The sequence below is a fragment of the Syntrophotalea acetylenica genome, assembly GCF_001888165.1.
In the GTDB taxonomy this organism is placed as follows: domain Bacteria; phylum Desulfobacterota; class Desulfuromonadia; order Desulfuromonadales; family Syntrophotaleaceae; genus Syntrophotalea; species Syntrophotalea acetylenica.
Genome location: NZ_CP015455.1, coordinates 3,077,805 through 3,104,491 on the forward strand (window position 1 = coordinate 3,077,805; position 26,687 = coordinate 3,104,491).

The following is a 26,687-nucleotide window of genomic DNA, read 5'->3' on the forward strand; positions in this document are numbered from 1 at the left end:
TCAGGGTCATCAGAACCCCCATAGCGAAGACCATGGCTGGCCGCGGCCGATCTGCACCAGTACCAGCAGATAACTGCCCACGAACAGCAGTGGTACCAGGGGGTAGCACGGCGTGCGGTAGGAGCGTGCCAGACCCGGCCGGCGCCAGCGCAGCAACATCAGGGCCACGCCACTGGCGATGGATGTCAGCACCATGACGAACACCACGCAGCTCAGCAGCTGACCAAAGGTACCGAACGTCACCAGCAGAATGGCCAGCAGCGCCTGGCAGGCAATAGCCACCGCGGGGGTACGATAACCGGCGTGGACACGCCGCAGGGCGCGGCAGACGCCGCCGTTCTCGCCCAGCGCCCAGGCGACGCGCGCGCCGGTCATGACGGTGGCGTTGATCCCGGCGGCGATCGCCAGCATGATGGGCACGGAGATCCAGCGGGCGGCGCCTGAACCATACAGTCCTTCAAGAGCGAGCTGCCCGACATTCTCCGCCCCGGCCAGTTCGTGCAGCGGCCGGGCGTAGAGATAGACAAGATTGATAGCCAGATAAAGAACCGTCACACACAAGGTGCCAAGAATCAGGGAACGGGGCAGATTGCGTCGCGCATCACGGATTTCACCACCGATATAGGCCGACGCAAACCAGCCGCTGAAGGTGAAAATCACCGCGATCATGGGACCGCCGAACAGATGGCTCCAGGCTATCTTCGGCATCGGTCCCGGAGCGCTCAGCCGGTTCCAGTCGCCGTTGGCGGACAGCAGACCGGCAAGGATCACGACCACCAGCAAAACAATGGTGCCGAAGGTAAACAGATTCTGAGTGGTCCCCCCCGGGCGGATACCTCGATAATTGATCCAGGAAAACACCAGAATGAAGGCTGCCGCCAGCAGCTTGCCGGAAATCGCGCCGAGAATGGGAAGAAACCCCTGCAGGTAGCTGGCCAGAGCGATGGACATGGCGGCGATGGAGCCGGGATTGATCACCCAGACGGCCAGCCACCCCAGAAGAAAACCGGCCCAGGGCCCGTAGGCGGCCTTGAGGAACTGATAATCGCCGCCGGCCAGCGGAAACATGCCCGCCAGTTCGGCATAAGTCAATGCTCCGCACAGGGTCAGCAGACCGCCCAACCCCCAGATGCCCAGAAACAGCCAGGGGTGCGAAAGCTGTTCGGCCAGGAAGCCGCTGGTGGTAAAGATCCCGGCACCGATAACATTGCCGATGATCAGCAGCACCGCATCCGTCAGACTGAGTTGTCGGTTGAGTTGCACAGGTCACCTGCCTTTTCGGCACCGCGGCGGGGAAACCCTCCGTCCCGAGGAAGCCCGCTTCGATGGCGGCCGGGCTCGGGCACCCGATGCACCGATATTGTGCCGATAAAAAGGGCAGGCCCCGCCGTGGTTCGATCGTGAACGGCTCAAGCCTGCCCTGTGTTATGCATCCTGTTCGTCCGAAGTCTTTATCAATCCTGCCGGATCAGGGACACTCGCCGAAGCGCACATCCAGACGCGGACCCATGTAGATGAGGCCGAGAAATTTTTCCGGATCGGCATTCAGCCGGGTGACCGCGTCCTTGAGCGTGCTGCGCACCAGGCGTTCGCTGCCGGCAATGCCGGCACTGTAGACCAGATTGACCGGCGTCTCACCGGGATAATAGCGATCGAACAGGGGCCGCATTTCGCTGAATTCCTTCAATCCCATGAAAATGGCCAGGGTGTCGCCGCTTTTAGCCACGGAAGCCAGCAGTTGCGGATGTTCCTTGAGGCCGCTCGGCACCGTGATGACGATCGAACCACCGGCGCCGACATCGCGCTGGATCATGGCGTTGGCTGCATTGAAGGCGCTCAGGGCGGGAATGGTTTCCAGCTGGTCGTCACTGAAAAAGGCCCGGATCCAGCGGGTGCTGCCGTAGACCATCGGATCGCCCCAGTCGAGAAATGCCACAGTCTGGCCCCGCTCCAGAGCCTGTCGGATTTTGGCCACACCGGCCTCGCGCTGCTGGTTGCAGAGCCGCTCCGCCTCGGCCGGCGCCAGGTCGGGGTGTTCCTTGCGGAACATGTGCTTGATGAGCTTGAGGGGATCGAACAAGACCGGCTTGCCCTGCAGGTAGGTGGCGAAGCGCTTGACGATATCCTCCGGGGCCACCACCACGTCGGCTCGGGCCAAAGCGCTTACCGCCTCGAGGGTGACAAGATCGGTATCGCCGGGGCCGACGCCGATGATGGATATTTTGGGGATTGCTTTAAGATCCACCACCTCGATGCGCTGCACCGCCAGCACGTCCCGGTCATCCACCAGTTCCTCGGGGACGATCAGCCGGTATCTGCCGCCGCGCTGTCCCAGCAACGGTTTGCCGTTGTCGCTTTCGGCAAGCATGATGCGCCTGCCGGCGTGGGACAAAAACAGTTCGCCAAAGGAAAACAGTGCCCGGTACCCGTCCGGCGCGGAAATCATCACGGCCTTGGTCAAGGAGTCATCGACACCGGCTTTTTCCAGGATCCTGACCAGGGACACCCCTTTATAGCGGTGCAGGCCGTGGTAACCCATATGCACCCCGACCACTTTCTTGGACATCTCCATGCGCGGATAGTCCCTCAGGTCGGACAGCTTCAACTCCCGGGCCACCGCGCCGGTCACCAGAATCTGCCTGGACTCGAGTTTGACGTTGCGATCAACCTTGATGTCCGGATAAAGATCGATGACTTCGATGCGGGTCACATTTTCCAGATAGCGGTCGGTATAAAAATCGCTGCGAATCACCAGTTTCGGCATCGTCGCTGGCCGTTCGTACTGCTCCAGGGACTGGCGGTAGATTTCCGGGCCGTGGCATTTCAGGCACCGCTCCTCGCTCATCATGGGTTTTACGGACTGCGCGGCATAGGCGATGGCCACTTCGGCGGCGTTGCTGTAGTAAACTTCCGCCCACGACAGGACTACCTGCTTGCCGGCGGCATCGGTTACCCGGATAGCCAGGTCGGTTTGCTTGGTAAAGGCCTGATCCTGCTTGATGATTTCCGCCATGTCCAGAAGGACGCGCAACGGCACGGCCTTGTGCAGATAAACACCGTGAAAACTGCCGTCGCGGCTGACCTCGTTAAGCTGGATTTCCACCGACTGGAAACGGGCCAGATCATCCACGGTCAACTTGAGGGGACGCTTCACCTCGCCGGAAATGGTCATGGCCGGCTTGGCAGGCGCGGCCATACTGTCGGCCAGAGCCGGGTTGTTGCCGAAGCACAATGCCATCAGCATGAAAACCGTCGACAGGATGTATTTCATGATTTCTGTCCTCCATTGCGGATCTTGCGGATCTGAGGGAAGTACCAGAGCATCAGCAGACACAGCACCGTGTTTCCAAGCAGAATCAGAAGCAGGCCGGGATCCTTCTTGACCATGATTTCCAGCGGCGGCAAGGTATCGGTACCCGGCTTGCCCGCCATGCCCAGATGCAGGGTATAGCCCTGCCAGTAGACCGGTTCCAGAATGCCGATTCGGCGCTGCTCGACTCCGGCATCGCTTTGCAGCTCCAGGATCGCCGTGCATTGCCGCATGACCCCCTGCAGGGCCGGCGCCTGCCAGTAATCGTAATGGCGATCGACAAGAGTGATCTGCCGATCCCCCACCGCGATCTTTTCCCCCACTACCGCCGGCAGACGCGTCTTGGTGCCGGTAAATTCGGTCAAAGCGTGCCCGCCGACAATGAACAGAAAACAGAAGTGCATCAGTGAAGGGGCCAGCAGCAACACGAACATCGCACGCCGGTAACCGCCACGGCGGCTCCAGAGAAAAGTCACGCGCTGCAGAGTACAGGCCAGGGTATTGGCAAACAGCAGAAACAGCAGACCGAACAGGGTAAAAAGCCACCAGCTGTGCAGATTGCTGCGGGTCAGAAACCAGGTCGGGAACAGGGTGCTGTTGAGTTCGCCGAACACGGCCATGTATTTGGCGTAAAAACTGCCGATAAACAGGTTGACGGTGAGCAGCACCAGCAACCACAGCGTGAGCCGGATACTCGACAGCGCGTTCCATATGCGATCAATCATGACCAGCCTCCATCAGTTCGGGATTGCGGCAGGCGTTCGGCTCCGCACCGTGCACCTGCTGCTGGGCCGTAGCGCGGGCCGCGCCTTTGCCGGAGCCGGCTCCCGGATTGAGTATGGTCAGGTGCGCCGCGATCTGCAGGGCATAGGCGACCACCAGCACCACCAGCGCGCCGGTCACGGCCCAGCGGGCCTTGTTGCGCAGGTGGAAAGAGCGGTCGAAGTGCGTATGCAGATAGCCGCAGTACAGACACCAGATAGCGGCGGACTGCAGATGCCGTTCCCCCCAGTGGAAGGGACCGCCCCACCCCAGATAACTCCAGACCGCGCCGATCACCTGAGCCAGGCTGTAAAGGATGAATCCCCAGATGGCCAGAAGGTTGAACAGCTGGTCGCCGCCACGAATGCGCAGCTGCCGCCAGGCAAACCAGCCCGCCGCCAGAAAACAACCGATGGCCAGCACCTCGAAGAAGAAAAACATGGGGGAGGACCAGGTGGCCGTAAAAGGGCCCGGCGGCGGGAGATCGACCGGCAGCGCCAGGGTGACCAGCATCGCCAGGGTCGCCAGCCAGCTCATGGAAGCCGCGTCCTCCGCACGACCCCGCCACCACAGGAGCAAGCCCAGCGCAGCCAGACACCAGGGCAGGAAATACGCTCCGTTGAAAACCCCGTCGAGGGAAAATATCCCCCAGCGCCAGCTACTGGCGACCAGGCTGGCGGTGTGCAAGGCGAAGGCGACGCCAAGCAGCCAGCAGCTGCACCTGTAACGCTTTAAAAGGTAAAAGAGAAGGCTGCCGGCGTAAACGCCGGCAGCCGCATTGAATGACATGATGGAGGTCGTAGCAATGGTCATGCAGAAACTCCTTGCGGAGGACAGTCAAACTTGCCGCAATTTATCAGTAAGTAAAAGAAAGTCCCGCCAGGAAATTGCGCCCGGGCATCAATTCGCCACTTTCTTCGTAATCACGGTCGGTAAGGTTGGTCACTTCAACAAAGGCCTTGCCGCTGACTCCCCAGAGCTCGCCAAGGGACTGCTCGGCACGGGCATTCAACAGCAGAAAATCGGTTCCTTTGGTCCATTCATAGGTCCTGCGGGCGACCTCTTTCTCATAGTAGTAGCGATTTACATAGGACAGCTGCGTCGAGACCGCCAGGCCGAAGGGGAAGCGGTAACGCATGTCGAGGTTGGCGCGGTGACGGGCGCGTTCGGCCAGTTCGCGATCCAGCTCTTCGTCTTCGGTATTGAGATAAGTATAGTTGACCCCAACCCAGAAGCGCTCGGTGATATCGGCGCCCAGAGAGAATTCCACGCCCAGGATGTTGGCCTTGCCGACGTTGTAGTAGACCCTGTCGTCATACCCGGCTACGTAATCCCGCACGATCAGGTCCTTGATGTCGTTATAGAAAAAAGCCACCGAGCCGCTGACCGCATCGTTGAAGGCATGACTTACGCCAACTTCATAGGCGATGGTTTCCTGGGGATCGAGATCCGGATTGCCGCCGACGGATTCACTGAAAAGTTCCTTGAGATGCGGGAAACGGATCTTTTTGCCGACCGAGCCGTGCAGCATGGTGCTGTCGGTAAGGTTGACGATTACGCCAAGCTGCGGGTTGAAGGCGTCGACGCTGTCAGGTACCGGCTGGCCGCTGGCCTTGCGGGGATCGAAATAGTCGTAGCTGGCGCCGACCGTGAATGCCAGCCAGTCGCTGACCCTGATTTCATCCTCCACACCGAAGGAGTAGGTGTCGGACTCGTATTCACCGGCATCTTCCCAGGAGCCACCCGGCGCCAGAATCTCCTCCTGTTTGGTATTGTCCCTCAGATAGCTCACGCCGACTTTGAGAAAGCTCCACTTGCCGAAATCCATGAAGGCCTGCAGCTCGCCACCAACGGAGTAGCCGTCATAGCTGGATTTATAAAACCAATCACGGTCATCCCACTCCGTTTCCAGCAGGGTGTCCTTGTGATCGACGTAAAAGCCGCGCGCCTTGACGCGCAGCATGTCATTGAAGCGGTGTTCGCCGACCAGGCTGATCTGCCATTGGCGCCACTCGTCAAAATACCAGCCGTCGGAAGGGATGCCTTTTTCGTTGTCGTGGTAATCGAAGGTGAGGTACAGCTTGGTATCATTGTTCGGCTCAAAGCCGAACTTGGTGTTGAAGGTATGCTGGAGATAGCCGCTGTCGTCCCGCAGGCCGCCGTCATCCTTGGTGTAGGTGCTGTATTGAGCCGCCCAGTAGTCCTCGTCGTAATCATCGGACAGGCGCCAGCCGTTGGAATGGCGGTAGGTATAGCCCAACCAGTAGTTGAACTTGCCGGCCGGCCCGCTGACGCTGGCACTGTAACGCTCCGTTCCGTAATCGCCCCAGGCCCCGGAAACGGTCGCACTTGGCTTGGCGCCCGCTTTTTTGGTGATGATGTTGATAACCCCGCCCATGGTATTGGAACCGTACAGCACCGAGGACGCACCTTTGGTGACCGTTATTTTAGCGATTGAATCGACGGGAATCTGGTCGAGGTCGAGGGTCCGGTAGTACTGTTCATGAACCGGCACGCCGTCGACCAGCACCTTGACGTCGCTCTGGTCAAAGCCGCGGATGCTCACGTAGTTCTGCGATTTACCCCCTTTTTGCACATCCACGCCCGGCAGCTGCTCAAGGGCCTCGGCCACGGTCTGCGCACCGCGCTGCTTGATGTCCTCCGCGGTGACTTCGGTGACCGTCGTCGCCAGGTTGACGACCTGCTCCTCGCCGCTGACAATAACCTCACCGAGAGTAAACACCTCATCGCTGGCGACCGTTTCCGCCGCCGCCGGGAAAAGCGGCATCAGGCAGACGGATAGCACCCAAGCCGCCATCCAGACTCGACTTTTTCTCATAACTCCTCCTTGTAAGATGCTGAAAATGCTTCAAACGCTTTTCAGTCGAAATGCAGCACATGGAAATATCCCGAGGAACGCTGGCTCCGCGCCAAGCGACAAATCCCTGGGAGTTAATTTTTGGTTGTCACGGTCAATACATAACGATAAGCATCGATAATGCCAAATCCAACGGTGTCTAACAGCCAAGGGAGAGAATTCAGATCGTCATAGCATTGAATAAGTCATGAGTGTGGAAGAATGGAAGCAAACCTGCGGCCGCCCCGGGGAGGTGGAGCGACCGCAAGCCCTCGCAAAAAATCTCCCAGTTCTCGCTGTATAGCAACATGAATAACGCAATACAAGTAAAATTTTTTTAAGTTTAGATCATTTTGCGTTTACAGGCTCGCCGTATTAACGACCCACCAATTTAAGGTTGTGTGATTTCAGCGCAGGTGTCCGATGGCCGCAACCTGATAGAATGGATCAAAACCCCCGGACCAGGAGGATGCCATGCCTGACAAACGGTTTTTATGGACGATGGGATTGCTGGCACTGCTATTGCTGGCAAGTGCCTGCGCGGCAGGATCTTCCGCCCGCGCCTTGCTGCAGGAGGATTACGCCGCCATGAACAACCAGGAATTGCTGATTTACTACGACCAGCTCAACGCCGCGATCGCGAAACAGGAAGGCGGCGCGGGCGGTTTCGGCTTTGGGGTGGGGCTGGGAGTGGGCAGCGGCTCCTTCTCGGTGGGAGCCAGCCAGGGAACCTACATTGAAGATCCGACGGAGGCCCTGCGCCAGCAGCGCAACCGGGTGCGGCTCGAACTGGCGCGACGGGGGCTGCAACCGGCGGATTCCACGCCCTGACCGGTATGGGCCACGGCGAATCCTGAAAACCGGGGGCCTTTTCAGCCAAGGCCGAAGAGTTTCTGGATCTCCTCGGGGGCCTGATCGTAATGGGAGAATTCCATGACAAAGGTGCCCCGCCCCGGGTAACGCCACGCAACTCGCCCATATAATCGAACAGTTCGGACAAGGGAACCCGGCCCTGGATCAGTTCGGATTCGGCCCGCGGTTCGAGGCCGTCGATGCGGCCGCGCTTCTGCTGCAGGGAGCTGATGACCTGGCCGGCGCACTCGGCGGGCACCGTCAACTCCAGCGCCATGACCGGTTCGAGCAACATCAGCCGGGCCTGTTCAGCAGCCAGGCTCAGACCGCGCTGAGCGGCGGCCCGCAGGCCGATTTCGGTGGTGATGCCTGGCTGATAGGGCGCCTCGGTCACCGTCACCTCGACGTCGGTCAACGGATAGCCGGTACGCAGGCCTGTCGCACAGGCCTGCAGCAGACATTTGCGCAATTCCTCCCCCAAAAGCCCGGGCAGGGCGTCGCCTCCTTCCGGCAAAACAACCCGCGCCCCCTTGCCGCGCTGCAGCGGCGCGATTTCCAGAGTGACATCGCCCGACTGCACCCGCCCTTCGGTTTCCCGATGAAATGTTTCGTGATGCCGCGCCCTGCCGCGAACGGTTTCGCGATAAACCACCTGCGGACGGCCGGTACGCACCTCGACGCCGAATTCCCGCCGCAGGCGGTCGGTAATGATTTCAAGATGCAGCTGTCCCATGCCGGTAAGAATGGTCTGGCCGGTATCGGCATCCTCCCGTACCCGGAAGGTCGGATCCTCCCATAGCAATTTTTCCAGAGCGGCCGGCAGCCTGTCCCGATCGTCAACACGACAGGGTTCCACGGCCAGCGACACCACCGGCTCCGGAATACGCAGCCCCTCCAGTTGCAAGGGCTGTTCCGCGCGGCACAGGGTATCGCCGGTCAGGGCGTGCTTGAGACCCACCGCCGCCCCGATGTCGCCGGCCTGAATCTCCTCGATCCGTTCGCGTTTGTGGGCGTGCATGCGAAACAGCCGGGCCACCTTCTCGGGTACCCGGCGGGTGCCGTTGAACAGATCGTCTCCGGCATGCACGGTCCCGGAATAAACCCGGACATAGGTCAGCTTGCGGCCCTCGTCGGACAAGACCTTGAAAGCCATGGCACAGACCGGCCCAGCGGGATCACAGGGCAGCGGTATCCCGGCATCCTCCCCATCCAGCGAGCGGGCCGTCACCGGAGGAACATCGAGGGGTGAAGGTAGATAGTCGACAACGGCATCGAGAATCGGCTGAATCCCTTTGTTGCGCAGTGCCGAACCGAGGAATACGGGAAACAGGCGACAGGCAAGGGTGCCAAGGCGCAGGGCACTTCGCAGGCGTTCGGCGGAGATTGGCCGCCCCTCGAGGAAATCGGCCAGTATTGCCTCGTCGAAATCGGCGGCGGCTTCCACAACCCGTTCGCGGGCCCTGTCCGCCTCCTCGCGCAACGCTGCGGGAATAGCGGAAACCTCCATCGTAACCCCGAGATCGGCTTCAGTGAAAATGAGACAGCGCTCCTCCAGCAGATCGACGACCCCGGCGAATTCGCCCTCCAGCCCCAAAGGCAGCTGCATCAGCACCGGCTGGGCGGCAAAACGCTTGCGCACCTGGTCGAGCACCCGCCGGTGGTCACAGCCTACGCGATCCATCTTGTTGATCATGCAGATGCGCGGCACCGCATAGCGGTCGGCCTGGCGCCATACCGATTCGGTCTGGGCCTGCACTCCCTCGACGGCACTGAAAATCACCAATGCCCCGTCGAGCACCCGCAACGATCGTTCAACTTCGATGGTAAAGTCGATATGACCGGGAGTATCGACAAGATTGATCCGCACATCCCGCCAGTAGCAACAGGTCGTGGTGGCGGTGATGGTTATGCCGCGCTCCTGCTCCTGCTGCATCCAGTCCATGATAGCCGTACCGTCATGCACTTCGCCGAGACGATGACTTTCACCGGTATAAAACAGAATCCGTTCGGAAACGGTGGTCTTGCCGGCATCGATGTGGGAGATGATTCCCATGTTGCGCAGGTTCTGGAGTTTTTGCCGGGCCATGACACCTCACGCCAGCGGAGTTGGTTTCAATTCTCGTTTAACCGGGACAAAAGTTCCATGTCCAGGCCGTTGTACTCGAAATATTCCCGCTCGAGCTCTTCAACGTAAAAGCGGTCCAGGCCGCTGTTGTTGAGAAAATCGTCGCGCAGAGCACGGTTGTTTCCGGCGACAACGCGGGGCAGAAGATTGTGCAGATACAGTTCCTCCATCTGCACATGATGGACAACGCGGCGGAAAAGCTTGTTCAGCAGCTCATCGTCGACGGTACCGTTGAGTCCCGTCTCCCGCACCACCTCCGCCAGCAGCATCTGCTGCTCCGAGGGAGTGCCGTAGCGGGAATAAAAATTGCGGATGCGTTCCTTAGTGTGGGTCAGCAGCATATTGAACTGTTCTTCCTGCCGACAGATATCGCTGATCAGACGTTGCATCCCCTGCAGGGTCAAGCGTCCCTCTTCGATGGCGGTCAACCCCTTGCGCAGCGCCAGGAGCTTGCGCCGGCCGAACTGGCCGAGATAACGGTTCTGCAGGATGCCGGTGAAAAACAGGTCGTCAAACAGGTCCTTGCCAAGGGTATCGAATTCTTTCTTGTTGTTGAGAAGGCTGCGCACCAGCTCTTCGGAAAACCGGATCTTGTCCATGAAGGCAAGCTGATTGATATGCTCCGAAGTGCTGTCGAACAGATCGAAATAAGTAATGATGCGCGAGAAATTCTCCACCAGAAAAACGTCGGCTCCGTCGCGCACCTTTTCGTCGCAGGCTTTGGCCGCCTCCAGCAGCATCTGCTCAAAAGCGTAATCCCGGTTTTCCACGGCGCGGCGCTTGGCTTTCAGCAACTGTACCAGATCTTCACGATCGATACGGGCGTCGATCTGCCGTTCATGCAAAAAGATGCCTTCGAGTATCTGGCGGGTCTCCGAAAGATAGTCCTGCTCCTGGGTACTGACCAGCAATTCCGGCTTGAGCACCTCATCAAGGGCATAGAACAGGGCCGAGGGGATCTTGCTGCGCACGGACAGGGTTTTGAGCCGGGTCAGGCGGGCGCTTTCGGTGGCGCCCATGCGGCCCTTGAGCTTGCAGTCAACAAGGATGTTCTTGTATTCATCGACGATAGGACGGTTGGCGGCATGCTTGTACATGACATCGATGCGGATGCGCTCCTGCTGGTAACTGTCGATGCCGAGGTCTTCGGCCAGCTGCACCAGCCGTGCGAATTCCGGATCCGGAATGTTCTGGTGGGCGTGGTAAAGCTCGCGAAAGGTGTCGCGGTAGCGCTTGTGCTTGGTGTTGATCAGTTTGATCAGGTACAGGGCGCTGCGGTGTCCGAGCAGTGGCAGCAGCTCCTCAACCAGGCGGCCGTCATCCCCCTCGCCAACAAACGGAAAGCGCTTCAGGTCCTTGCCGGCGAGGCGCAGAATCTCTTCCTGCTGGTCCTGCAGCGGGCCCGACACAGAGCCGAAAATGAAAAAGAAGTAGTTATGCACCGCATTGCCTTCAAGAAAGACGCGGTCGTATTCCTCATAACCATCGGTGCGGTTGGAAAACAGCAGCGATCCGTCATTGCGGCTGCTGGCGCCGAACATGACCAGCCGGTTGCGCACCTCTTCCTTGATGAGGTCGGCAAGAGGCTGCTCGACGCCGAACATGTATTCGCAGAAGGAGCCGCCGTTGCCCCGGTGAGAAAGGCCCTCGGCATCGATAATCAGCTCATTGCCCGGCGAGAAGATGCGCAGAGACGCTCCGGACACCTCGTAAAAATAACTGCGGTAAGCTTCGGCCGAGGCGACGGTAACGTAGTATTCGATGCTGTCGGTGGCCTGGCCGTGCAGGCGCACTTCCTGATGCTTCATAGTCGGATCCGGTCGGCGGCCTCGCGCGGCAAACGCGGCTCGGGTTTGGGAAGACAGCCGGTTCTCCCGGCGGCCTCGACAAAAAGATGGAAACACTGGCCGTCATAAGCCAGCTCGATTCCCGGGGGCAGTTCCCGATTGTGTCGTGCGTGGCTGACCTCGTGACACAAATGAGTCAGCAGGGTGCGACGGGCGCCGATACGGCTCGCCACTTCGATGGCTTCACCAATGGAGAAATGGCTCGGATGGGAACGAAACCGCAAGCCGTCAAGCACCAGCAGCTCAAGTCCTCCGAGGCGCTCCATGGAAGTTTCGGGCACCCCGTTGCAATCGGTCAGATAAGCGAAAGGACCAATGCGATAGCCGCTGGATGCGCCTGAGCCGTGCCGCAACGGGATCGGCTCGACGGGAAGGCCGAACAGACTGAAAGGACCATGAATGTCCCAGGGGTCGAGCCGGGGACGGAACCCCTCCTGAATCCCGCGGTCAAATATGTAGCTGAAATTGCGCCGGATCACCGCCATGGTGGCGGCGGAGCCGAAAATCGGAATGGATTGTCTGCTGACCATGTTGAAGGCCCGCAAATCATCGATGCCATGCACATGGTCGGCGTGAGCATGGGTATAAAGCACCGCGTCCACCCGGGCAACTCCCTCGCGCAGAGCCTGGTGATACAGGTCGGCGCCGGTATCGATCAGGATATTGCGATCGCCCCAGGAAATCAGGGCACTGCAGCGTGTGCGCCGGTCGCGGGGATCGCACGAACGGCAGACATCACAGCAGCACCCGAGCATGGGGACCCCGGTGCTGGTGCCTGTGCCGAGCAGCACAATGTTCATGGTTTGAGGGCTTGCCACGATGGACTCCGAAACGGTCCCGGTCCCGAATTGCATACCGGGCTGACAGAAAGATCCTTTCGATGCGGCGTGAATACATTGTAGTGCGCAGGCAAAATAGCATTTTTCCCGCGGATGAGGCAACAACCACTTGCCTTTTCATGAAGGGGCACAGAAGACGGCGCCGCTAAACACCAGGGGGCAGTAGCATAAAATCGGCGACCCGGCGTTGCCGGAGACCTTGCTTCAGCATGGCGTTGCATCCTTCGGCAAAGGGCATTAGACTCGTTTTCACCCGGAAACGGCTCTTTTCCGCCCTGGCGGGAAAAACATTACCGACTTTCACGAAAGGAAATATCATGCAAATCGCCGCTGTCTGTGCTCCTGCCCTGACCCTGGAAACCGACTGTCTGATCCTCGGCGTCTGGCAGGAACACACCGATGCCCTGCCGCTCAGGGAGCTCGACGTGTCTCTGCGAGGCGCCTTGCGTCAAGCCCTGGACAGCAAGGCTTTTTCCGGCAAAGAGGGCGAGACCCTGCTGTTCCCGACTGGTGACACGCTCCCTGCCGCACGGGTGCTGCTGGTTGGCCTGGGATTTCGCGCCAAAGCATCCGCGGCAGCCTTGCGCCGGGCAACCGCCGAAGCCGCCCTCATCCTGCAGCAGCAGCGGCTCTCCGAAGCCTGCGTGGCGCTGTCCGAACCGCCGCCCGCCGACCTCGCCGCGGACCTGGCAATGCAGGCTCTGGTGGAGGGATTGATACTCGCAGGCTACCGGTTTGATCGCTACCGCACTCAAAAACGCGATGAATTGCCGCCCCGATGGGAAAGCCTGCGTCTGCTCGTTGCGGAAAAGGAGTTCCTGGAACCCTCCGCAAAAGGTCTCGACAGGGCGCGGCGGATCTGCGCCGGCGTGACCCTGGCCCGCGACCTGGTCAATGAACCGGGAAACGTCAAGTCCCCGGAATTCCTTGCGGAACAGTCTCGGCAACTGGCCGCGAAACACGGCCTTAGATGCACTGTGCTGGATCAGCAGGATCTGTCTCGCGAGAAGTTTGGCGCCCTGCTCGCCGTAGCCGGGGGTAGCGCCCGGCCGCCACGCCTGATTATCATGGAATACACTGGCGGCAACCCGTCCGACAAACCTCTGGCGCTGATCGGCAAGGGCGTGGTCTTTGACTCCGGAGGGATCTCCCTGAAACCCGGAGAAAAAATGGATGAAATGAAAATGGACATGGCCGGCGCCGCCGCCGTGCTCGGCACCCTGGATGCCGCGGCCGCGCTGCGACTGCCGGTAAATCTGGTTGGCATCATTCCGGCAGTGGAAAACCTGCCGTCGGCCACGGCATACCGACCCGGCGACATCGTCACCGCGCTGTCCGGGCGCACCATCGAAATACTCAACACCGACGCCGAGGGCCGGCTGATTCTCGCCGACGCTCTGAGCTATGCCGCACGTTTCGAACCCCGCGCCATCATCGACCTGGCCACCCTTACCGGTGCCTGTATCATCGCCCTGGGGCACGAAGCGTCAGCCGTTCTCAGCAATCGGGATGAATTGGCCCGGCAACTGATCGCCGCCGGAGAAGACAGCGCGGAACGAGTCTGGCAACTGCCCCTGTGGGAAGACTACGCCAGGCAGATCCGAAGCGATATCGCCGACGTGAAAAACACCGGCGGACGCCCTGCCGGCACCATCACCGCCGCGGCATTCCTGCAGCAGTTCGTCCCCGATTGTCCCTGGGCCCATATCGATATCGCCGGCACCGCATGGGAAGAAAAAGGCACCGCCTTACGTCCCAAGGGGGCCACAGGGGTTGGGGTCCGGCTGCTGATCGCGTTCTTGATGCGGAACGGATAAGGGCCCTTGCGTAACCGAGCAGGCCCGCATGCGAAAATTTTACGGAAAACCCGAAAAAATGACGCCAGCCGTTTGCACACCCCCGGAGCCTGTGTTATTAGGTTTGGCTGATTATGCCACGCCTATGCAGCGGAGCGCGACCGCGAATCAGGACCTCGGCGGTGGCGCCAGCAGCGTGGCCAACGCGCAATGGAAGGTCCGCATGACTCCGGCAGGGCCGGAACAACACAAGGAGTAAACAGGTATGACGCAGGGTACGGTAAAATGGTTCAACGATGCCAAAGGTTACGGTTTTATCACTCCGGATGACGGGCCTGACGTGTTTGTCCACTACTCCGCCATCCTGGCCGACGGTTACAAATCCCTTGCTGAAGGCGACCGGGTCAGCTTCGAAGTGACGCAAGGCAGCAAAGGCCCCAGGCTTCCAGCGTCGCCAAGGTCTGATCCTTTCGCAAAACGATCTCCAGGGTTCCACGCCTGCCGTGGAACCCTTTTTTCATGCCTGCCGATTCACAACCACCCTGCCCTGCATCTTGACTTTCTCCGGGGGATTGATAGTTTCACAGTTTGGTGATTTTCGTCAATTGTCCAGACCCGTCGCCGGACCCGATCTTCCCGGAAAGGAATGCCCATTGCCCATGAACCGCCAATCAACCGTCCCGGATGCAACGCTGCCGAGGGGGGTCAAGGACTTTCTGCCCAACAAGGCTGCCAAGATAGAGTTTCTGCAGCACTCCCTCAAACGGGTTTTTCACCGCTGGGCCTTCCGCCCCATCATCCCTCCGACCCTGGAATATCTCGATGTTCTCGAGCGCGGCCTGGGCGCGGACCTGCGGGAGAAAACCTTCCGCTTCGACGACCGGCAGAACGGCAAACTTGTCGCTTTCACGCCCGACATTACACCGCAGGTCGCCCGCATTGTTGCCACTCGGATGCAGGGCGCGCCCCTGCCTCTGCGCCTCTGCTATAGCGGCAAGGTACTGCGGCACACCGAGCAGCAGGCAGGCAAGGACCGGGAGATCATTCAGGCAGGGGTCGAACTGATCGGCCTGCGGGGACCGGAAGCCGATGCGGAAATGATTGCCATGGCCATCGAGTGCCTGCAATCCCTCGGAGCCACCGAATTCACCGTGGATATCGGACAGGTGGAATTTTTCCATGGCGTAATGGGCAACCTCGACCTGCCCGCCGACCGGGCCATGGCCGTGCAGCAGGCCATTGCCCGCAAGGACGCCTCGGGGCTGGCGGAGGTGCTCGCCGATCTGCATCTCGAAGAGCGCAAATACGCGGAAATCATGGCCCTGCCACGCCTGTTCGGAGGACCGGAAGTACTGGACCGGGCGGCGGACATCGTCGCCAACGACCGCTCACGCCAGGCACTGGAAAACCTGCGCCAGATTCTTGCGGTGCTTGAAGCCTACGGCGTCGAGCAGCACGTCACTTTCGACCTGGGCGAACTGCGCGGGCTCGGTTATCATACCGGCGTAACCTTTCAGGGGTTTCTCAGCGGCATGGGCAGCGACGTCTGCTCCGGCGGCAGATACGACACGCTCACGGAGCGATACGGCATGTCCGCCCCCGCAACAGGATTCGCCTTCAACCTGCTCAATCTGCTGACCGCCCTCGATCGGGACCTGGAGCAGACCGCCACGCAGAAGCTCGATGTGCTGATCCTGCAGAGCGGGCCGGACAAGCGAACCGCCCAGCAGCTGGCACGCACCCTGCGTGGCCGCGGGTACGCCTGTGCCCGCGACATCATCGAGCGCCCCCTGCAGGACAGCCTTGATTACGGCCGCAAAATGAATTTCCGTCATGTCATGATCGTGACGGCCCAAACCGGTGAGGTGCGGTTGATCAAGCTTGCGGACAACAGCGAACAGATGATTTCACTGCAAGCGATTCTCGCCGGAGACTTTCGCCTGTAACAGCGATCAGGAGATATACATATGGCAAATGTTGTTATTGTCGGTGCCCAGTGGGGCGATGAAGGGAAAGGCAAGGTTGTCGATATCTATACCGAGCATGCCGATGACGTGGTGCGCTTCCAGGGTGGCAACAATGCCGGACACACCCTTGTGGTGGGAGACGAGACAACCATATTGCATCTCATCCCCTCGGGCATCCTGCATGAAGGCAAACGCTGCATCATCGGCAACGGCGTCGTGCTGGACCCCAAGGTGTTCCTGGAGGAAATCGACAAACTTAAAAAACGCGGCTACATGAAGGATGACCGACAGCTGGTCATCGACGGCAACGCCCATATCATCATGCCCTACCACAAGGCCATTGACATCGCCCGCGAACAGAAATCCGGCGCCCGTAAAATCGGCACCACCGGCCGGGGCATCGGTCCGACCTACGAAGACAAGGTAGCCCGGCGCGGCATCCGGGTCATGGACCTGATCCGCCCCGACACCTTTGCACGCAAGGTCAGGGAAATGCTGCCGGAAAAAAACTTCTACCTGGAGCAGTACCTGGGAGGCAAGCCTCTGTCAGAGGACGCTATTCTGGATGAATACAACGGCTACGCCAGGCAGTTGGAGAAATACGTGGACCGTGCATCCCTGCTGCTGAACCGAAGCATCGCCGCGGGACGCAACGTTCTCTTCGAGGGAGCACAGGGCACCCTGCTCGACATCGACCATGGCACCTATCCCTACGTGACCTCGTCATCGACGGTAGCGGGCGGAGCCTGCACCGGCAGCGGCGTCGGCCCCACCACCATCGACGAAGTTATCGGCATCGTCAAGGCGTATGTCACCCGCGTCGGCGAAGGGCCCTTCCCTACCGAACTGAACGATGAAATGGGCGAGCAGTTGCGCCGGGAAGGCTCTGAGTTCGGGTCAACAACCGGACGCCCCCGCCGCACCGGATGGTTCGACGCCGTGGCACTGCGGGAAGCGGTACGCATCAGCGGCATGACGGGCCTTGCCATCACCAAGATGGACGTGCTCAACAATCTGGACAACATCCACATCTGCACAGCCTACGCCTACCAGGGCCAGTTGCTGGAAGATTTCCCCCACGATCTCGATATCCTCAAAGAATGCAAGCCGGTTTACGAACAAATGGACGGATGGCAGGCGGATCTGGGGACAGCGACTTCTTTTGAAACCCTGCCGGCCAAGGCGCAGGACTACCTGCGCAAAATCGAGGAGGTCTGTGGCTGCCCGATTGTGCTGGTTTCCATCGGACCGCGGCGGGATCAGACCATCCAGCTCAAAAATCCCTTTGACAAACAGGGAAAAATAGAGTAAAAATCCATCCATTCGGCGGCAGTATGCGAGTCGCTTTCCCGCCTTGGGGCAAACATCCGGGGCACGGGAGAAAAAATGACAAACCTGAAAAAAAGGGTTGACTCGCAAAAAGCTTTCAAGTATAAAGTGGCCTCCGTAGCAAGGAGCCGCTAGCTCAGTTGGTAGAGCATCTGACTTTTAATCAGATGGTCGTAGGTTCGAATCCTACGCGGCTCACCATTTAAGTCCCTATCGTCTAGCCCGGCCTAGGACACCGGCCTTTCACGCCGGCGACGGGGGTTCGAATCCCCCTGGGGACGCCAGAGTCAACAGCCCCACTGCCATAAGGCGGTGGGGCTGTTTTCGTTCCGGCCTCCGGCGGCCGTCCGATGAAAGGTCAGCATGTCCGAATCCCGCCCCGTAGTTGAAATTTTCAGTGACGGTGCCTGCTCAGGCAACCCCGGCCCCGGCGGGTGGGGTACGCTGCTGCGCTGCGGAGGCCATGTGCGTGAACTGTCAGGTTTCGATCCGCAGACCACCAACAACCGCATGGAACTGCTCGGTGCCATTGCCGGCCTCGAAGCCCTCAAACGCCCTTGCCTGGTGCATCTGACCACCGACTCCCAGTATGTCTGCAAAGGCATCACCGAGTGGATTCACAGCTGGCGCAAAAAAGGCTGGAAAAACTCTAAAAAGGAAGAGGTCGCCAACCGCGACCTGTGGGAACGCCTGCTGAAACTGACGGCCAGACACCAGGTGGAATGGCACTGGGTGCGGGGGCATGCCGGCCACCCGGAAAACGAACGCTGTGACGAACTGGCGCGCCAGGCCATCGCCAGCGGCCAGAAAAGTTCCTGACCCCCCTGCCGGAAAGGCGACCGCGCCGGCCGATGCGGCAAACAGCGGCCCATTGCCCTTTTTCGCCAACGGGCCGCGCTACAGGTACCTTGGATATCCTTTAAAACTGTGTTATCCTTGGCCAGATTCACTGCCGCCGGGCTTTTTCCTGGGACAGAAGGGGGGAAGACCACATGTCTGCTGACAGAGCCTTGCATCTGGCCGACTCCGGCGTATTGCCGCCGGCTCCCGGTTGGGATTTTGTGGCGTTCTTCATGTATGCCGGGGTGGCACTCAGCATCGTCATCGGCCTGCTGCTGGCGGCACGATTTCTCGGGCATCGCTCCCGCACTCCCCTTAAAAATCAGCCTTACGAATGTGGCGTGGAACCGACCGGAGCCGCCCGGGCAGGCTATCCCGTACCCTTTTACCTGACGGCGATCTTTTTCGTGGTATTTGATGTGGAGGTGGCTTTTATCGCCTCCTGGGCTACGGCTTACGACCTGCTGGGTTGGCGCGGCCTGGCGCAGATTGCCTTTTTCATCGTCACTTTGCTGATGGCGCTGCTCTACCTTTGGCGCCGGGGGGCTCTCGACTGGAGCCGCCAGCGCCGTTAAAGGATCTCCCCGGGAATGAACCAAGCCTTGCCCAAAAATATTATCCTGACCACCCTGGACGATGCCATCAACTGGGGCAGGAAAAACAGCCTGTGGCCCATGTTTTTCGGCCTGTCCTGCTGTTTTGTCGAGATGATGGGCAGCATGACGCCGCGCTTTGACCTGGCGCGATTCGGTGCGGAAGTACTGCGAGGCACGCCGCGCGAAGCGGACCTGATGGTGATTGCCGGCACGCCATTCAAAAAAATGGCGGCCAGCATGCTGCGTATCTACGAAGAAATGGCCAATCCCAAATGGGTGATCGCTATGGGCAGCTGTGCCAACTCCGGCGGCATGTACGATGTCTACAGCGTCATGCAGGGCGTCAACCAGATTCTGCCCGTGGATGTTTACATTCCCGGCTGTCCGCCGCGCCCTGAAGCCTTTATGCAGGGGCTGATGATGCTGCAGGACAAAATCGCCTGTGAGGAGCGCCCGGCGCGGCCTGTATTGAACCTGGCCGGCGGCTGCGAAGGCACCACGGTGCCCATTCTGATTGACGGCCACAGTAAAACCCGGGATACCCGCGGTCCCGGATACGGAAGCTGTCCGATTCGCGGGACCTCCCAGCAGCCCCCCGAATTTCGCGGCAGCCGCGTGGATGGCATGTGGCGGCCACAGCAGCCGCGCATCGCTTTTTCTCCCGCAACCATGCCAATGCTGGAGCAGATCCGGCAGCGTTTCGGCGACAGCGTCAGGGAAGATGCCTCTGCCGACATGCCGACCCTCATCACCGACCCTGCCCGGGTCCCTGCGTTGCTGGGTTTTTTAAAACAGGACATCGAACAGCCCTACCTGCGTCTCGAAGACCTGACCGCGGTTGACGAAACGGCCCGCCGGCACCGCCCGGACCACGAATTGACCCTGATCTATCACCTGCTGTCCTTTGATCGGGCTGCTTACCTGCGGGTCAAGACACCACTGCCCGCGGAACGGGCCGAGGCGCCATCCATCACCGGTTTGTGGCCGGCTGCCGGGTGGTACGAGCGAGAGGTGTTCGACATGTTCGGCGTGAAATTTGCCGGGCACCCGGACCTGCGCCGTATCCTGATGCCGGAAGGCTGGCAGGGACATCCGCTGCGCAAGGATCATCCCAGCCGCGCCACGGAAATGCCGCCGTTTACCCGCGACACCGCAACCACCATGGTGCCACCGGAAGGATCGCACTTTTTCCGGGGCCGCGAAAAAACCGATGGCCAGCGTCTTTCAATCCTTAATCTCGGCCCCCAGCATCCGGGGACGCACGGCATTTTGCGGGTCATAATGATGCTGGCGGGAGAAGAGGTGGTCGATCTCGATCTGGAAATCGGCTATCACCATCGCGGCGCCGAAAAAATCGGCGAACGCCAGCACTGGAATCAGTTCATCCCCTACACCGACCGCATCGATTATCTTGCCGGATCCCTGAACAATCTGGCCTACCTGCAGACGGTGGAAGCCCTCTGCGGCGTGGAAGTGCCAGCCCGCGCCCGCACCATCCGCATCCTGCTCAGCGAACTGTTCCGCATCGCCAGCCATCTGGTCTGGCTCGGCACCTTCGCCCACGATGTAGGAGCCATGACCCCGGTGTTCTACGCCTTTGACAGCCGCGAAAAGATTTTCGACATCGTCGAGTTGATCACCGGCGGGCGCATGCATCCGGCGTGGTTCCGCATCGGCGGCGTGCCGGATGACCTGCCCGACGGCTGGTGGGCGGCCGTGGACGCCTTCTGCAAGGATTTTGCCACCCGCATCGACGAGTTCGATCGCCTGTTGACCGATGGCCCGATCTTTCGGGCCCGCACCGAAGGCATTGGCGCCATCAGCCGGCAACAGGCCATCGATCTGGGGTTCAGCGGACCCAACCTGCGCGCCACCGGACTTTCCTGGGATCTGCGCAAGACCATGCCCTACGCCGGCTACGATGACTTTGACTTCGAGGTGGTGACAGCCCATCAGGGAGACTGCTTTGCGCGCTACCTGGTGCGGCTCGGGGAATTGCGCCAGAGTCTGTCCATTGTGCAACAGGCCGCCCAGCGCATGCCGCAGGGCCGCTGGATCAGCGACGACTACCGGTATGCCTATCCCAAACGCGAAGACGGCCTGCAGGACATCGAAAGTCTGATCCATCATTTCCTGCATGTCAGCCGCGGGCCGGCGGCGCCGCGCGGCGAATGCTACCGCGCCATCGAATCGAGCAAGGGCGAGTGCGGGTACTACGCCGTCAGCGACGGCGGCAGCGGCGCCTACCGAATGCGCATTCGCACCCCGAGCTTCCCTCACCTGCAGGCGCTGCCCGAGCTCTGCCGCGGCCTGCTGGTGGCCGATGTCATCACTATCCTCGGCTCACTCGATTACGTGCTGGCCGACCTGGACCGCTGACATGGCAATGTTGCTTTCGGAAAAACAGATCGCGCAACTTAAACGGCGCGTTACGGAAACACCTCATCCCCGGGAAATGGTACTGGACGTACTGCATGCCATCCAGGAAGCCAAGGGCTGGGTGTCCGATGAAGGTATCGAGCTGGCAGCGGCCATCCTCGGCCTGACGCCGCTGCAGGTCGAGGAAATTGCCACCTTTTATGACAAGATCTATCGCCGCCCGGTGGGACGCAAGGTCATTCACGTGTGCGATTCCATATGCTGCTGGAGCCGCGGCAGCGAGGCCATCATGCTGCGGCTTCAGCAACTGCTCGGCATCGCGCCCGGGGAAACCACCGCGGACGGCATGTTCACCCTGCTGCCGACCTGCTGTCTGGGCGCCTGCGGCGACGCACCGGCGATACGGATCGGCAAAAACCTGTACGGGCGGGTCACGCCGGAAGACCTGGCCGGGATTCTGGAAGGCGAGCGAACGGAGGCGGGCCCATGAGGATCTGCGCGCCGCTGCTGTTCAAAAACCGCCAACCCTCAATGACGGTCTTTCTGGAGGGTTACCGCAAAACCGGCGGCTACCAGGGTCTGAAAAAGGCCCTGCGCGACATGACGCCGGCGGCGGTACGCCAGGAGGTCAAGGCGTCCGCCCTGCGCGGACGCGGTGGCGCCGGTTTTTCCACCGGCCTGAAATGGTCGTTCTTCCCGGCGGACGAACCCGGTGATAAATATCTGGTGTGCAACGGCGACGAAATGGAGCCCGGCACCTTCAAGGATCGCCAGCTGCTGCTGGCCGACCCCCATCACCTGCTCGAAGGTATCCTCATTGCCTGCTATGCCCTGGGCATCGCCACGGCCTACATTTTTTTGCGCGACGCCTATCGCGACTGCGCGGCCAACCTGGAACGGGCGATGGCCGAAGCTCGCGACGCCGGGCTGCTGGGGGACAACATCCTTGGCAGCGGATTCAACTGTGAAATCCATCTTCATCGCAGCGCCGGACGCTATGTCTGCGGCGAAGAGACCGCACTGCTCAACAGCCTCGAGGGCCGGCGTCCTAATCCCCGCGCAAAACCGCCGTTTCCGGCCGTCAAGGGGCTGTTCGGCAAACCGACGGCGCTGAACAACATCGAAACCCTCGCCAACGTGCCGCATATCATCACCGGCGGCGCCGACTGGTACCGGGGCCTGGCACTGACCGAACAAGGCGCCGGCACCAAACTCTACGGGCTGGCGGGACATATCGAAACCCCGGGTTGCGTGGAACTGCCCATCGGCATGCCGCTGGGGGAACTGATCCGCGATTTCGGCGGAGGCGTATGGCAACAACGCTCTTTCAAGGCATGCCTGCCCGGCGGAGCCTCGACGCCTTACCTGACAGCCGCACATCTGGATGTGGCACTCGATTACGACCCCCTGGAGCAGCTTGGCACCCGCCTCGGCACCGGCGGCGTGGTGGTGTTCGACGACCGCACCTGCATGGTCGCCGCCACTCTCAATTTACTGCGGTTTTTTGCGCGGGAAAGCTGCGGATGGTGCACGCCGTGCCGCGACGGGCTGCCTCTGGTCTGCTGGCTGCTGGAACGCATCGAATCAGGGCAGGGCAGCCATGAACACCTGGCCATGCTGCAGGAACAGCTGCGCCACATCAACGGGCGTTCCTTCTGCGCCCTTGCCCTCGGAGCGATGGGGCCGGTCGAGGGGCTTTTGCGGCATTTCTCCGAAGAAGTAGTGGACCATATCCGGCGCGGTTGCTGCCCGCTGAAGAACTGAAATTCATTTTTCTCGAACCCGCGGAAAGCCCAGAATGCCGACGCTTATAATCGACAACCAAACCGTCACCGTGCCAGAGGGGACCAGCGTCCTTGAAGCCGCCCTCAAGCTCGGCATTGAAATCCCCCATTTCTGCCACCACGAAGCGCTGGGGGCCATCGGGGCCTGCCGCATGTGTGCCGTGGATATCATCGAAGGACCGGCCAGGGGCATCCAGATGTCCTGCATGCTTGCCGCAAAAAACGACATGGTGGTTGCCACCGGCAGCGAGGCTGTGCTGGCCTATCGCGCCCAGGTCATCGAGTGGCTGATGACCAACCACCCGCACGATTGTCCGGTATGCGATGCGGGCGGTGAGTGCCAGCTGCAGGACATGACCGTGGCCGGGGGCCACGGTATCCGGCGTTACACCGGACCGAAGCGGACCTATCGCAACCAGGATCTGGGGCCGTTTATCGCCCATGAAATGAACCGCTGCATCCAATGTTACCGCTGCGTGCGCACCTACCAGGACTACTGCGGCGGTACCGATTTCGGCGTGCTCGGCTCCCGCCAGCGTCTTTATTTCGGGCGCTTTGCCGACGGCCCGCTGGAGAGCCCCTTTGCCGGAAATCTGGTGGATGTATGCCCTACCGGAGTACTGACGGATAAAACCTGCCGATTCAAAAGCCGCGGCTGGGATCTTCAGGAAGCGCCGTCCGTCTGCCTGCACTGCTCGCTGGGCTGTGCCGTGACCGGCGGCGCCCGCTACCGGGAACTGCAACGCCGTCGGGCGCGCACCAACCTGCAAACCAATGGTTATTTCATCTGCGACCGGGGACGTTTCGGTTATGGGTACGTTAACCGCGCCGACCGCCCCCGCCATCCGATGATCGGCCACCGGCGAGCGACCTGGCAGGAAGCATTGGCCACCCTCGAAAACAGGTTGCAGGAGATGATTGAAGTTTTCGGCGCCGCCAGCATCGCACTGCTGACCTCCTCCCGGGCCTGCCTCGAAACCCAGTTCCTGGCGAAACGCTGGGCCGCGGCGCTGGGAAGCCCCCATGTGTGCTTTGAGCCTCATCCTCGCCGGGATCTTGCGGCCCGCGTCGCCGCCTCGCAATCCTCGGATTATTGTGCAAGCCTTGCCGACATACGGCAATGCGATGTGGCCGTCCTGGTTGGCGCCGATCCCCTGTCCGAGGCACCGGTGCTGGCTTTGGCCCTGCGCCAGGCAGCGCGCCGTGGCGCACGCATCGTGGTGATCGATCCACGGCCGGTGGACCTGCCCCTGACTTTCGAGCGGCATGCCATACCGCCGGAAAGCCTTTCGCGGGTGCTGCAGGCAATAAGACATCCCGACCAGGAAGACGAAACCAGAACCGGAAGGCTGGGCCGGCCCCTGGGCCGCGCCTTGCGCAAGGCGCAGAACCCGGTGCTGATCGGGGGTACCGATATTCTCGGTCCGCAAGGGTCCCTTGCCCTGCTACAGGCAGCGGCCGCCTGTTCTGGCCACCAGGCTCCCTGCCGCAGCATGCTGCTGCTGGGCGGCGCCAACAGCTTTGGCGGAGCCCTGCTAGGTGGCGACAATCCCGGCTTCGATGACGTGATCGAAGGCATGGAACAAGGCCGCATCAAAGCCCTGTTGTGCATAGAGGCGGATCCGTTGGCCGATTTCCCGGATCGCAAGCGCAGCCGTGCCGCCCTGGCCCGGCTCGAATGGCTGGCGGTCTTCGACTACGCCGCCACCGCGACCTTGCAGGAGGCGGATTATTTCCTGCCCACCACCGCACTGGAAGAAAGCTTTGGCACCCTGATCAACAACGAAGGTCGCATGCAGTCCTTCGACCGGGTGTTCACCGCCGGGGCACCTGTTGCCGAAACGGCCGGGGACAGCCACCCGCCCCGCATCTTTACCCGCGAGATTCCCGGAGCCGAACCGCAGCCGGCGTGGGCCTTGATGGCCGGGCTGATGGGACGGGACGCCAACCTTGATGTGTTGCGGGGCGAAATCGATCATGCCGGCCGACATTTTGCGGGCATTTCAACCCTGATCGCCGATGGGGAGGGATGCCGCATCGCCATCCCCGGCCCGGTTCCGGAACTTGCTGAAACCAGCCATGGGGAGACTGTTTTTATCGATGACCTGCGGCTGCTGATCACCCAGGCCTTGTACGGATCGGAAGCACTCAGCAGTCTTTCACCACACATCGAGCCCCTGCTACCCCGTCCATTCGTTATGCTGCACCCCCAGGATGCAGCTCGTTTTAAGATCACGGAAGGCGCGCAGGTCACCCTCTTCACACCGCTTGGCGACTTCCCGTTGACGCTTCGGCTCAGCGAGGAAATGGCCCGAGGGCTTGCCATCGTGCCGCGCTTGCGCAACACGGTGACCGAACCGCTGGTGTCGGGCGGCGAACCGATGATCTGTCGCATCGAGAAAGTCTGAACCATGCATGAGGTGCTGCCGAACATCATTCTGATCCTGGCCAAACTGGCGCTGGTGCTGGGATTCGCCCTCACCCTGGCCGCGTATCTGGTTTTGGCCGAACGCAAGATCCTCGGCCGCATGCAGATGCGCCACGGACCCAACCGCGTCGGCCCCTTCGGCCTGCTGCAGCCGTTGGCGGATCTTATCAAACTGCTTTGCAAGGAAGACCTGATCCCCGACAAGGCCGATCGCCCAATTTTCATGCTGGCCCCAGCCATCCCCGTCATAACGGCACTGCTGGCCTTCGCCGTCATCCCCTTCGGTCCGCCCGCGGTGTTTTTCGGCCGCGAAATTCCCCTGGTCATCTGCGGTTCGGATATCGGCGTGCTGTACCTGTTCGCCCTGTCCTCCCTGGCGGTGTACGGCGTCGCCCTCGCCGGATGGGCATCGGCCAGCAAATACGCCCTGCTGGGCGGCCTGCGGGCCATGGCGCAAATGATCTCCTACGAACTCGCCATGGGGCTGGCCATCGTGCCGGTCGTTATGACGGCGCGCTCCTTTTCCCTCACCGCCATCGTCGAGGCACAGCGCCCCCTGCCGAATCTGCTGGTTCATCCCCTGGCTTTTCTTATTTTCCTGATCGCCATCATGGCTGAATCGAAACGCACGCCCTTCGATATGCCAGAGGCGGAAAACGAACTGGTGGCGGGTTTCCACACGGAATATTCCGGCATGCGTTTCGGCATGTTCTTCGTCGGCGAATACCTCAACCTGATCGTGCTCGGCGCCATGCTCACCCTGTTGTTTCTCGGCGGCTGGCACGGTCCGCTGCTTCCCGCAGCCTGCTGGTTTATTCTCAAGGTGCTGGCCGTGGCCTTTTTCTTCATCTGGGTGCGCGGCACCCTGCCGCGTCTGCGCTACGATCAGCTCATGGCCCTCGGCTGGAAGGTCCTCGTGCCACTGGGCCTGCTGAACATTCTGGCCACGGCGTCCTGGCTGACCTGGAGAGGTTGA

18 protein-coding genes, 2 tRNA genes and 2 pseudogenes are annotated in these 26,687 nt (G+C 60.8%); 14 read left to right on the forward strand and 8 right to left on the reverse strand.

What is annotated here, in order from left to right; translation table 11 throughout:
* Positions 1–9 precede the first annotated feature (9 nt).
* From A6070_RS14400 to A6070_RS14420, 5 genes are all read right to left on the reverse strand, one after another.
* Complete coding sequence (locus A6070_RS14400; RefSeq protein ID WP_072502113.1) at positions 10–1,263, reverse strand: APC family permease; 1,254 nt, start codon at positions 1,261–1,263, stop codon at positions 10–12.
* Between the two features lie 205 nt (positions 1,264–1,468).
* Positions 1,469–3,271: an SAM-dependent methyltransferase gene (locus A6070_RS14405; protein ID WP_072286407.1), complete on the reverse strand. Its 1,803-nt coding sequence runs from the start codon at positions 3,269–3,271 to the stop codon at positions 1,469–1,471.
* Positions 3,268–4,035, reverse strand: coding sequence for a hypothetical protein (locus A6070_RS15665; protein WP_072286408.1), 768 nt, complete (start codon positions 4,033–4,035; stop codon positions 3,268–3,270). The genes A6070_RS14405 and A6070_RS15665 overlap by 4 nt, the downstream gene beginning before the upstream one ends.
* The gene (gene ccsA / locus A6070_RS14415) at positions 4,028–4,885 is read right to left on the reverse strand and encodes a cytochrome c biogenesis protein CcsA (protein WP_072286409.1); all 858 of its coding nucleotides are present in this window, start codon (positions 4,883–4,885) and stop codon (positions 4,028–4,030) included. Before ccsA ends, A6070_RS15665 begins: the two co-directional genes overlap by 8 nt.
* A gap of 43 nt (positions 4,886–4,928) precedes the next feature.
* The gene (locus tag A6070_RS14420; RefSeq protein WP_072286410.1) at positions 4,929–6,911 is read right to left on the reverse strand and encodes a TonB-dependent receptor plug domain-containing protein; all 1,983 of its coding nucleotides are present in this window, start codon (positions 6,909–6,911) and stop codon (positions 4,929–4,931) included.
* A 492-nt stretch (positions 6,912–7,403) separates the two neighbouring features.
* Between A6070_RS14420 and A6070_RS16785 the strand changes: the two genes are divergently transcribed.
* Entirely contained in the window at positions 7,404–7,760 is a 357-nt protein-coding gene (locus A6070_RS16785) for a hypothetical protein (protein ID WP_072286411.1), read from the forward strand.
* Between the two features lie 41 nt (positions 7,761–7,801).
* Here A6070_RS16785 and fusA read toward each other — a convergent pair.
* The 3 genes and pseudogenes from fusA to A6070_RS14440 form a co-directional block, all read right to left on the reverse strand.
* Positions 7,802–9,867: pseudogene (gene fusA, locus A6070_RS14430) on the reverse strand (elongation factor G).
* Between the two features lie 26 nt (positions 9,868–9,893).
* Positions 9,894–11,714, reverse strand: a complete 1,821-nt coding sequence (locus A6070_RS14435) for a TIGR04442 family protein (protein WP_072286413.1) — start codon at positions 11,712–11,714, stop codon at positions 9,894–9,896.
* Complete coding sequence (locus A6070_RS14440; protein WP_320361363.1) at positions 11,711–12,571, reverse strand: GPMC system MBL fold metallohydrolase; 861 nt, start codon at positions 12,569–12,571, stop codon at positions 11,711–11,713. Before A6070_RS14440 ends, A6070_RS14435 begins: the two co-directional genes overlap by 4 nt.
* Before the next feature lie 338 nt (positions 12,572–12,909).
* On the opposite strand from A6070_RS14440, the gene A6070_RS14445 reads away from it, so the two are divergent.
* From A6070_RS14445 to nuoH, 13 genes and pseudogenes are all read left to right on the forward strand, one after another.
* Positions 12,910–14,409, forward strand: coding sequence for a leucyl aminopeptidase (locus A6070_RS14445; RefSeq protein WP_072286414.1), 1,500 nt, complete (start codon positions 12,910–12,912; stop codon positions 14,407–14,409).
* Positions 14,410–14,653: 244 nt separating this feature from the next.
* Positions 14,654–14,830 (forward strand): annotated as a pseudogene (locus A6070_RS16200) (cold-shock protein); the annotation flags it as partial.
* A 217-nt stretch (positions 14,831–15,047) separates the two neighbouring features.
* Complete coding sequence (locus tag A6070_RS14460) at positions 15,048–16,334, forward strand: ATP phosphoribosyltransferase regulatory subunit (protein ID WP_072286417.1); 1,287 nt, start codon at positions 15,048–15,050, stop codon at positions 16,332–16,334.
* 21 nt (positions 16,335–16,355) lie between these two features.
* A complete protein-coding gene (locus A6070_RS14465) occupies positions 16,356–17,666 on the forward strand; it encodes an adenylosuccinate synthase (RefSeq protein ID WP_072286418.1) in 1,311 nt (436 codons plus the stop codon).
* A 143-nt stretch (positions 17,667–17,809) separates the two neighbouring features.
* Positions 17,810–17,885, forward strand: a tRNA-Lys gene (locus A6070_RS14470).
* A gap of 5 nt (positions 17,886–17,890) precedes the next feature.
* Positions 17,891–17,968: transfer RNA gene (locus A6070_RS14475), tRNA-Glu, on the forward strand.
* Between the two features lie 79 nt (positions 17,969–18,047).
* A complete protein-coding gene (rnhA, locus tag A6070_RS14480; protein ID WP_072286419.1) occupies positions 18,048–18,503 on the forward strand; it encodes a ribonuclease HI in 456 nt (151 codons plus the stop codon).
* Positions 18,504–18,676: 173 nt separating this feature from the next.
* Positions 18,677–19,099, forward strand: a complete 423-nt coding sequence (locus tag A6070_RS14485; RefSeq protein WP_072286420.1) for an NADH-quinone oxidoreductase subunit A — start codon at positions 18,677–18,679, stop codon at positions 19,097–19,099.
* Positions 19,100–19,114: 15 nt separating this feature from the next.
* A complete protein-coding gene (locus A6070_RS14490) occupies positions 19,115–21,499 on the forward strand; it encodes an NADH-quinone oxidoreductase subunit B/C/D (protein ID WP_072286421.1) in 2,385 nt (794 codons plus the stop codon).
* A gap of 1 nt (position 21,500) precedes the next feature.
* Complete coding sequence (gene nuoE, locus A6070_RS14495) at positions 21,501–21,989, forward strand: NADH-quinone oxidoreductase subunit NuoE (protein ID WP_072286422.1); 489 nt, start codon at positions 21,501–21,503, stop codon at positions 21,987–21,989.
* Complete coding sequence (gene nuoF / locus A6070_RS14500; protein ID WP_072286423.1) at positions 21,986–23,263, forward strand: NADH-quinone oxidoreductase subunit NuoF; 1,278 nt, start codon at positions 21,986–21,988, stop codon at positions 23,261–23,263. Before nuoE ends, nuoF begins: the two co-directional genes overlap by 4 nt.
* A gap of 34 nt (positions 23,264–23,297) precedes the next feature.
* On the forward strand, positions 23,298–25,691 hold the full coding sequence (gene nuoG / locus A6070_RS14505) for an NADH-quinone oxidoreductase subunit NuoG (RefSeq protein WP_072286424.1): 2,394 nt from the start codon (positions 23,298–23,300) through the stop codon (positions 25,689–25,691).
* 3 nt (positions 25,692–25,694) lie between these two features.
* Positions 25,695–26,687, forward strand: a complete 993-nt coding sequence (nuoH, locus tag A6070_RS14510) for an NADH-quinone oxidoreductase subunit NuoH (protein WP_072286425.1) — start codon at positions 25,695–25,697, stop codon at positions 26,685–26,687.

What these genes read in the sequence shown, in the direction of transcription:
- A6070_RS15665 (WP_072286408.1), bottom strand. Translation starts at nt 4,035, where the DNA reads ATGATTGATCGCATATGGAACGCGCTGTCGAGTATCCGGCTCACGCTG.
- A6070_RS14485 (WP_072286420.1), top strand. Translation starts at nt 18,677, where the DNA reads ATGTCTGCTGACAGAGCCTTGCATCTGGCCGACTCCGGCGTATTGCCG.
- nuoE (WP_072286422.1), top strand. Translation starts at nt 21,501, where the DNA reads ATGGCAATGTTGCTTTCGGAAAAACAGATCGCGCAACTTAAACGGCGC.
- A6070_RS14460 (WP_072286417.1), top strand. Translation starts at nt 15,048, where the DNA reads ATGAACCGCCAATCAACCGTCCCGGATGCAACGCTGCCGAGGGGGGTC.
- A6070_RS16785 (WP_072286411.1), top strand. Translation starts at nt 7,404, where the DNA reads ATGCCTGACAAACGGTTTTTATGGACGATGGGATTGCTGGCACTGCTA.
- A6070_RS14420 (WP_072286410.1), bottom strand. Translation starts at nt 6,911, where the DNA reads ATGAGAAAAAGTCGAGTCTGGATGGCGGCTTGGGTGCTATCCGTCTGC.
- nuoG (WP_072286424.1), top strand. Translation starts at nt 23,298, where the DNA reads ATGCCGACGCTTATAATCGACAACCAAACCGTCACCGTGCCAGAGGGG.
- A6070_RS14405 (WP_072286407.1), bottom strand. Translation starts at nt 3,271, where the DNA reads ATGAAATACATCCTGTCGACGGTTTTCATGCTGATGGCATTGTGCTTC.
- A6070_RS14490 (WP_072286421.1), top strand. Translation starts at nt 19,115, where the DNA reads ATGAACCAAGCCTTGCCCAAAAATATTATCCTGACCACCCTGGACGAT.
- A6070_RS14445 (WP_072286414.1), top strand. Translation starts at nt 12,910, where the DNA reads ATGCAAATCGCCGCTGTCTGTGCTCCTGCCCTGACCCTGGAAACCGAC.
- rnhA (WP_072286419.1), top strand. Translation starts at nt 18,048, where the DNA reads ATGTCCGAATCCCGCCCCGTAGTTGAAATTTTCAGTGACGGTGCCTGC.
- nuoH (WP_072286425.1), top strand. Translation starts at nt 25,695, where the DNA reads ATGCATGAGGTGCTGCCGAACATCATTCTGATCCTGGCCAAACTGGCG.
- A6070_RS14465 (WP_072286418.1), top strand. Translation starts at nt 16,356, where the DNA reads ATGGCAAATGTTGTTATTGTCGGTGCCCAGTGGGGCGATGAAGGGAAA.
- nuoF (WP_072286423.1), top strand. Translation starts at nt 21,986, where the DNA reads ATGAGGATCTGCGCGCCGCTGCTGTTCAAAAACCGCCAACCCTCAATG.
- ccsA (WP_072286409.1), bottom strand. Translation starts at nt 4,885, where the DNA reads ATGACCATTGCTACGACCTCCATCATGTCATTCAATGCGGCTGCCGGC.
- A6070_RS14435 (WP_072286413.1), bottom strand. Translation starts at nt 11,714, where the DNA reads ATGAAGCATCAGGAAGTGCGCCTGCACGGCCAGGCCACCGACAGCATC.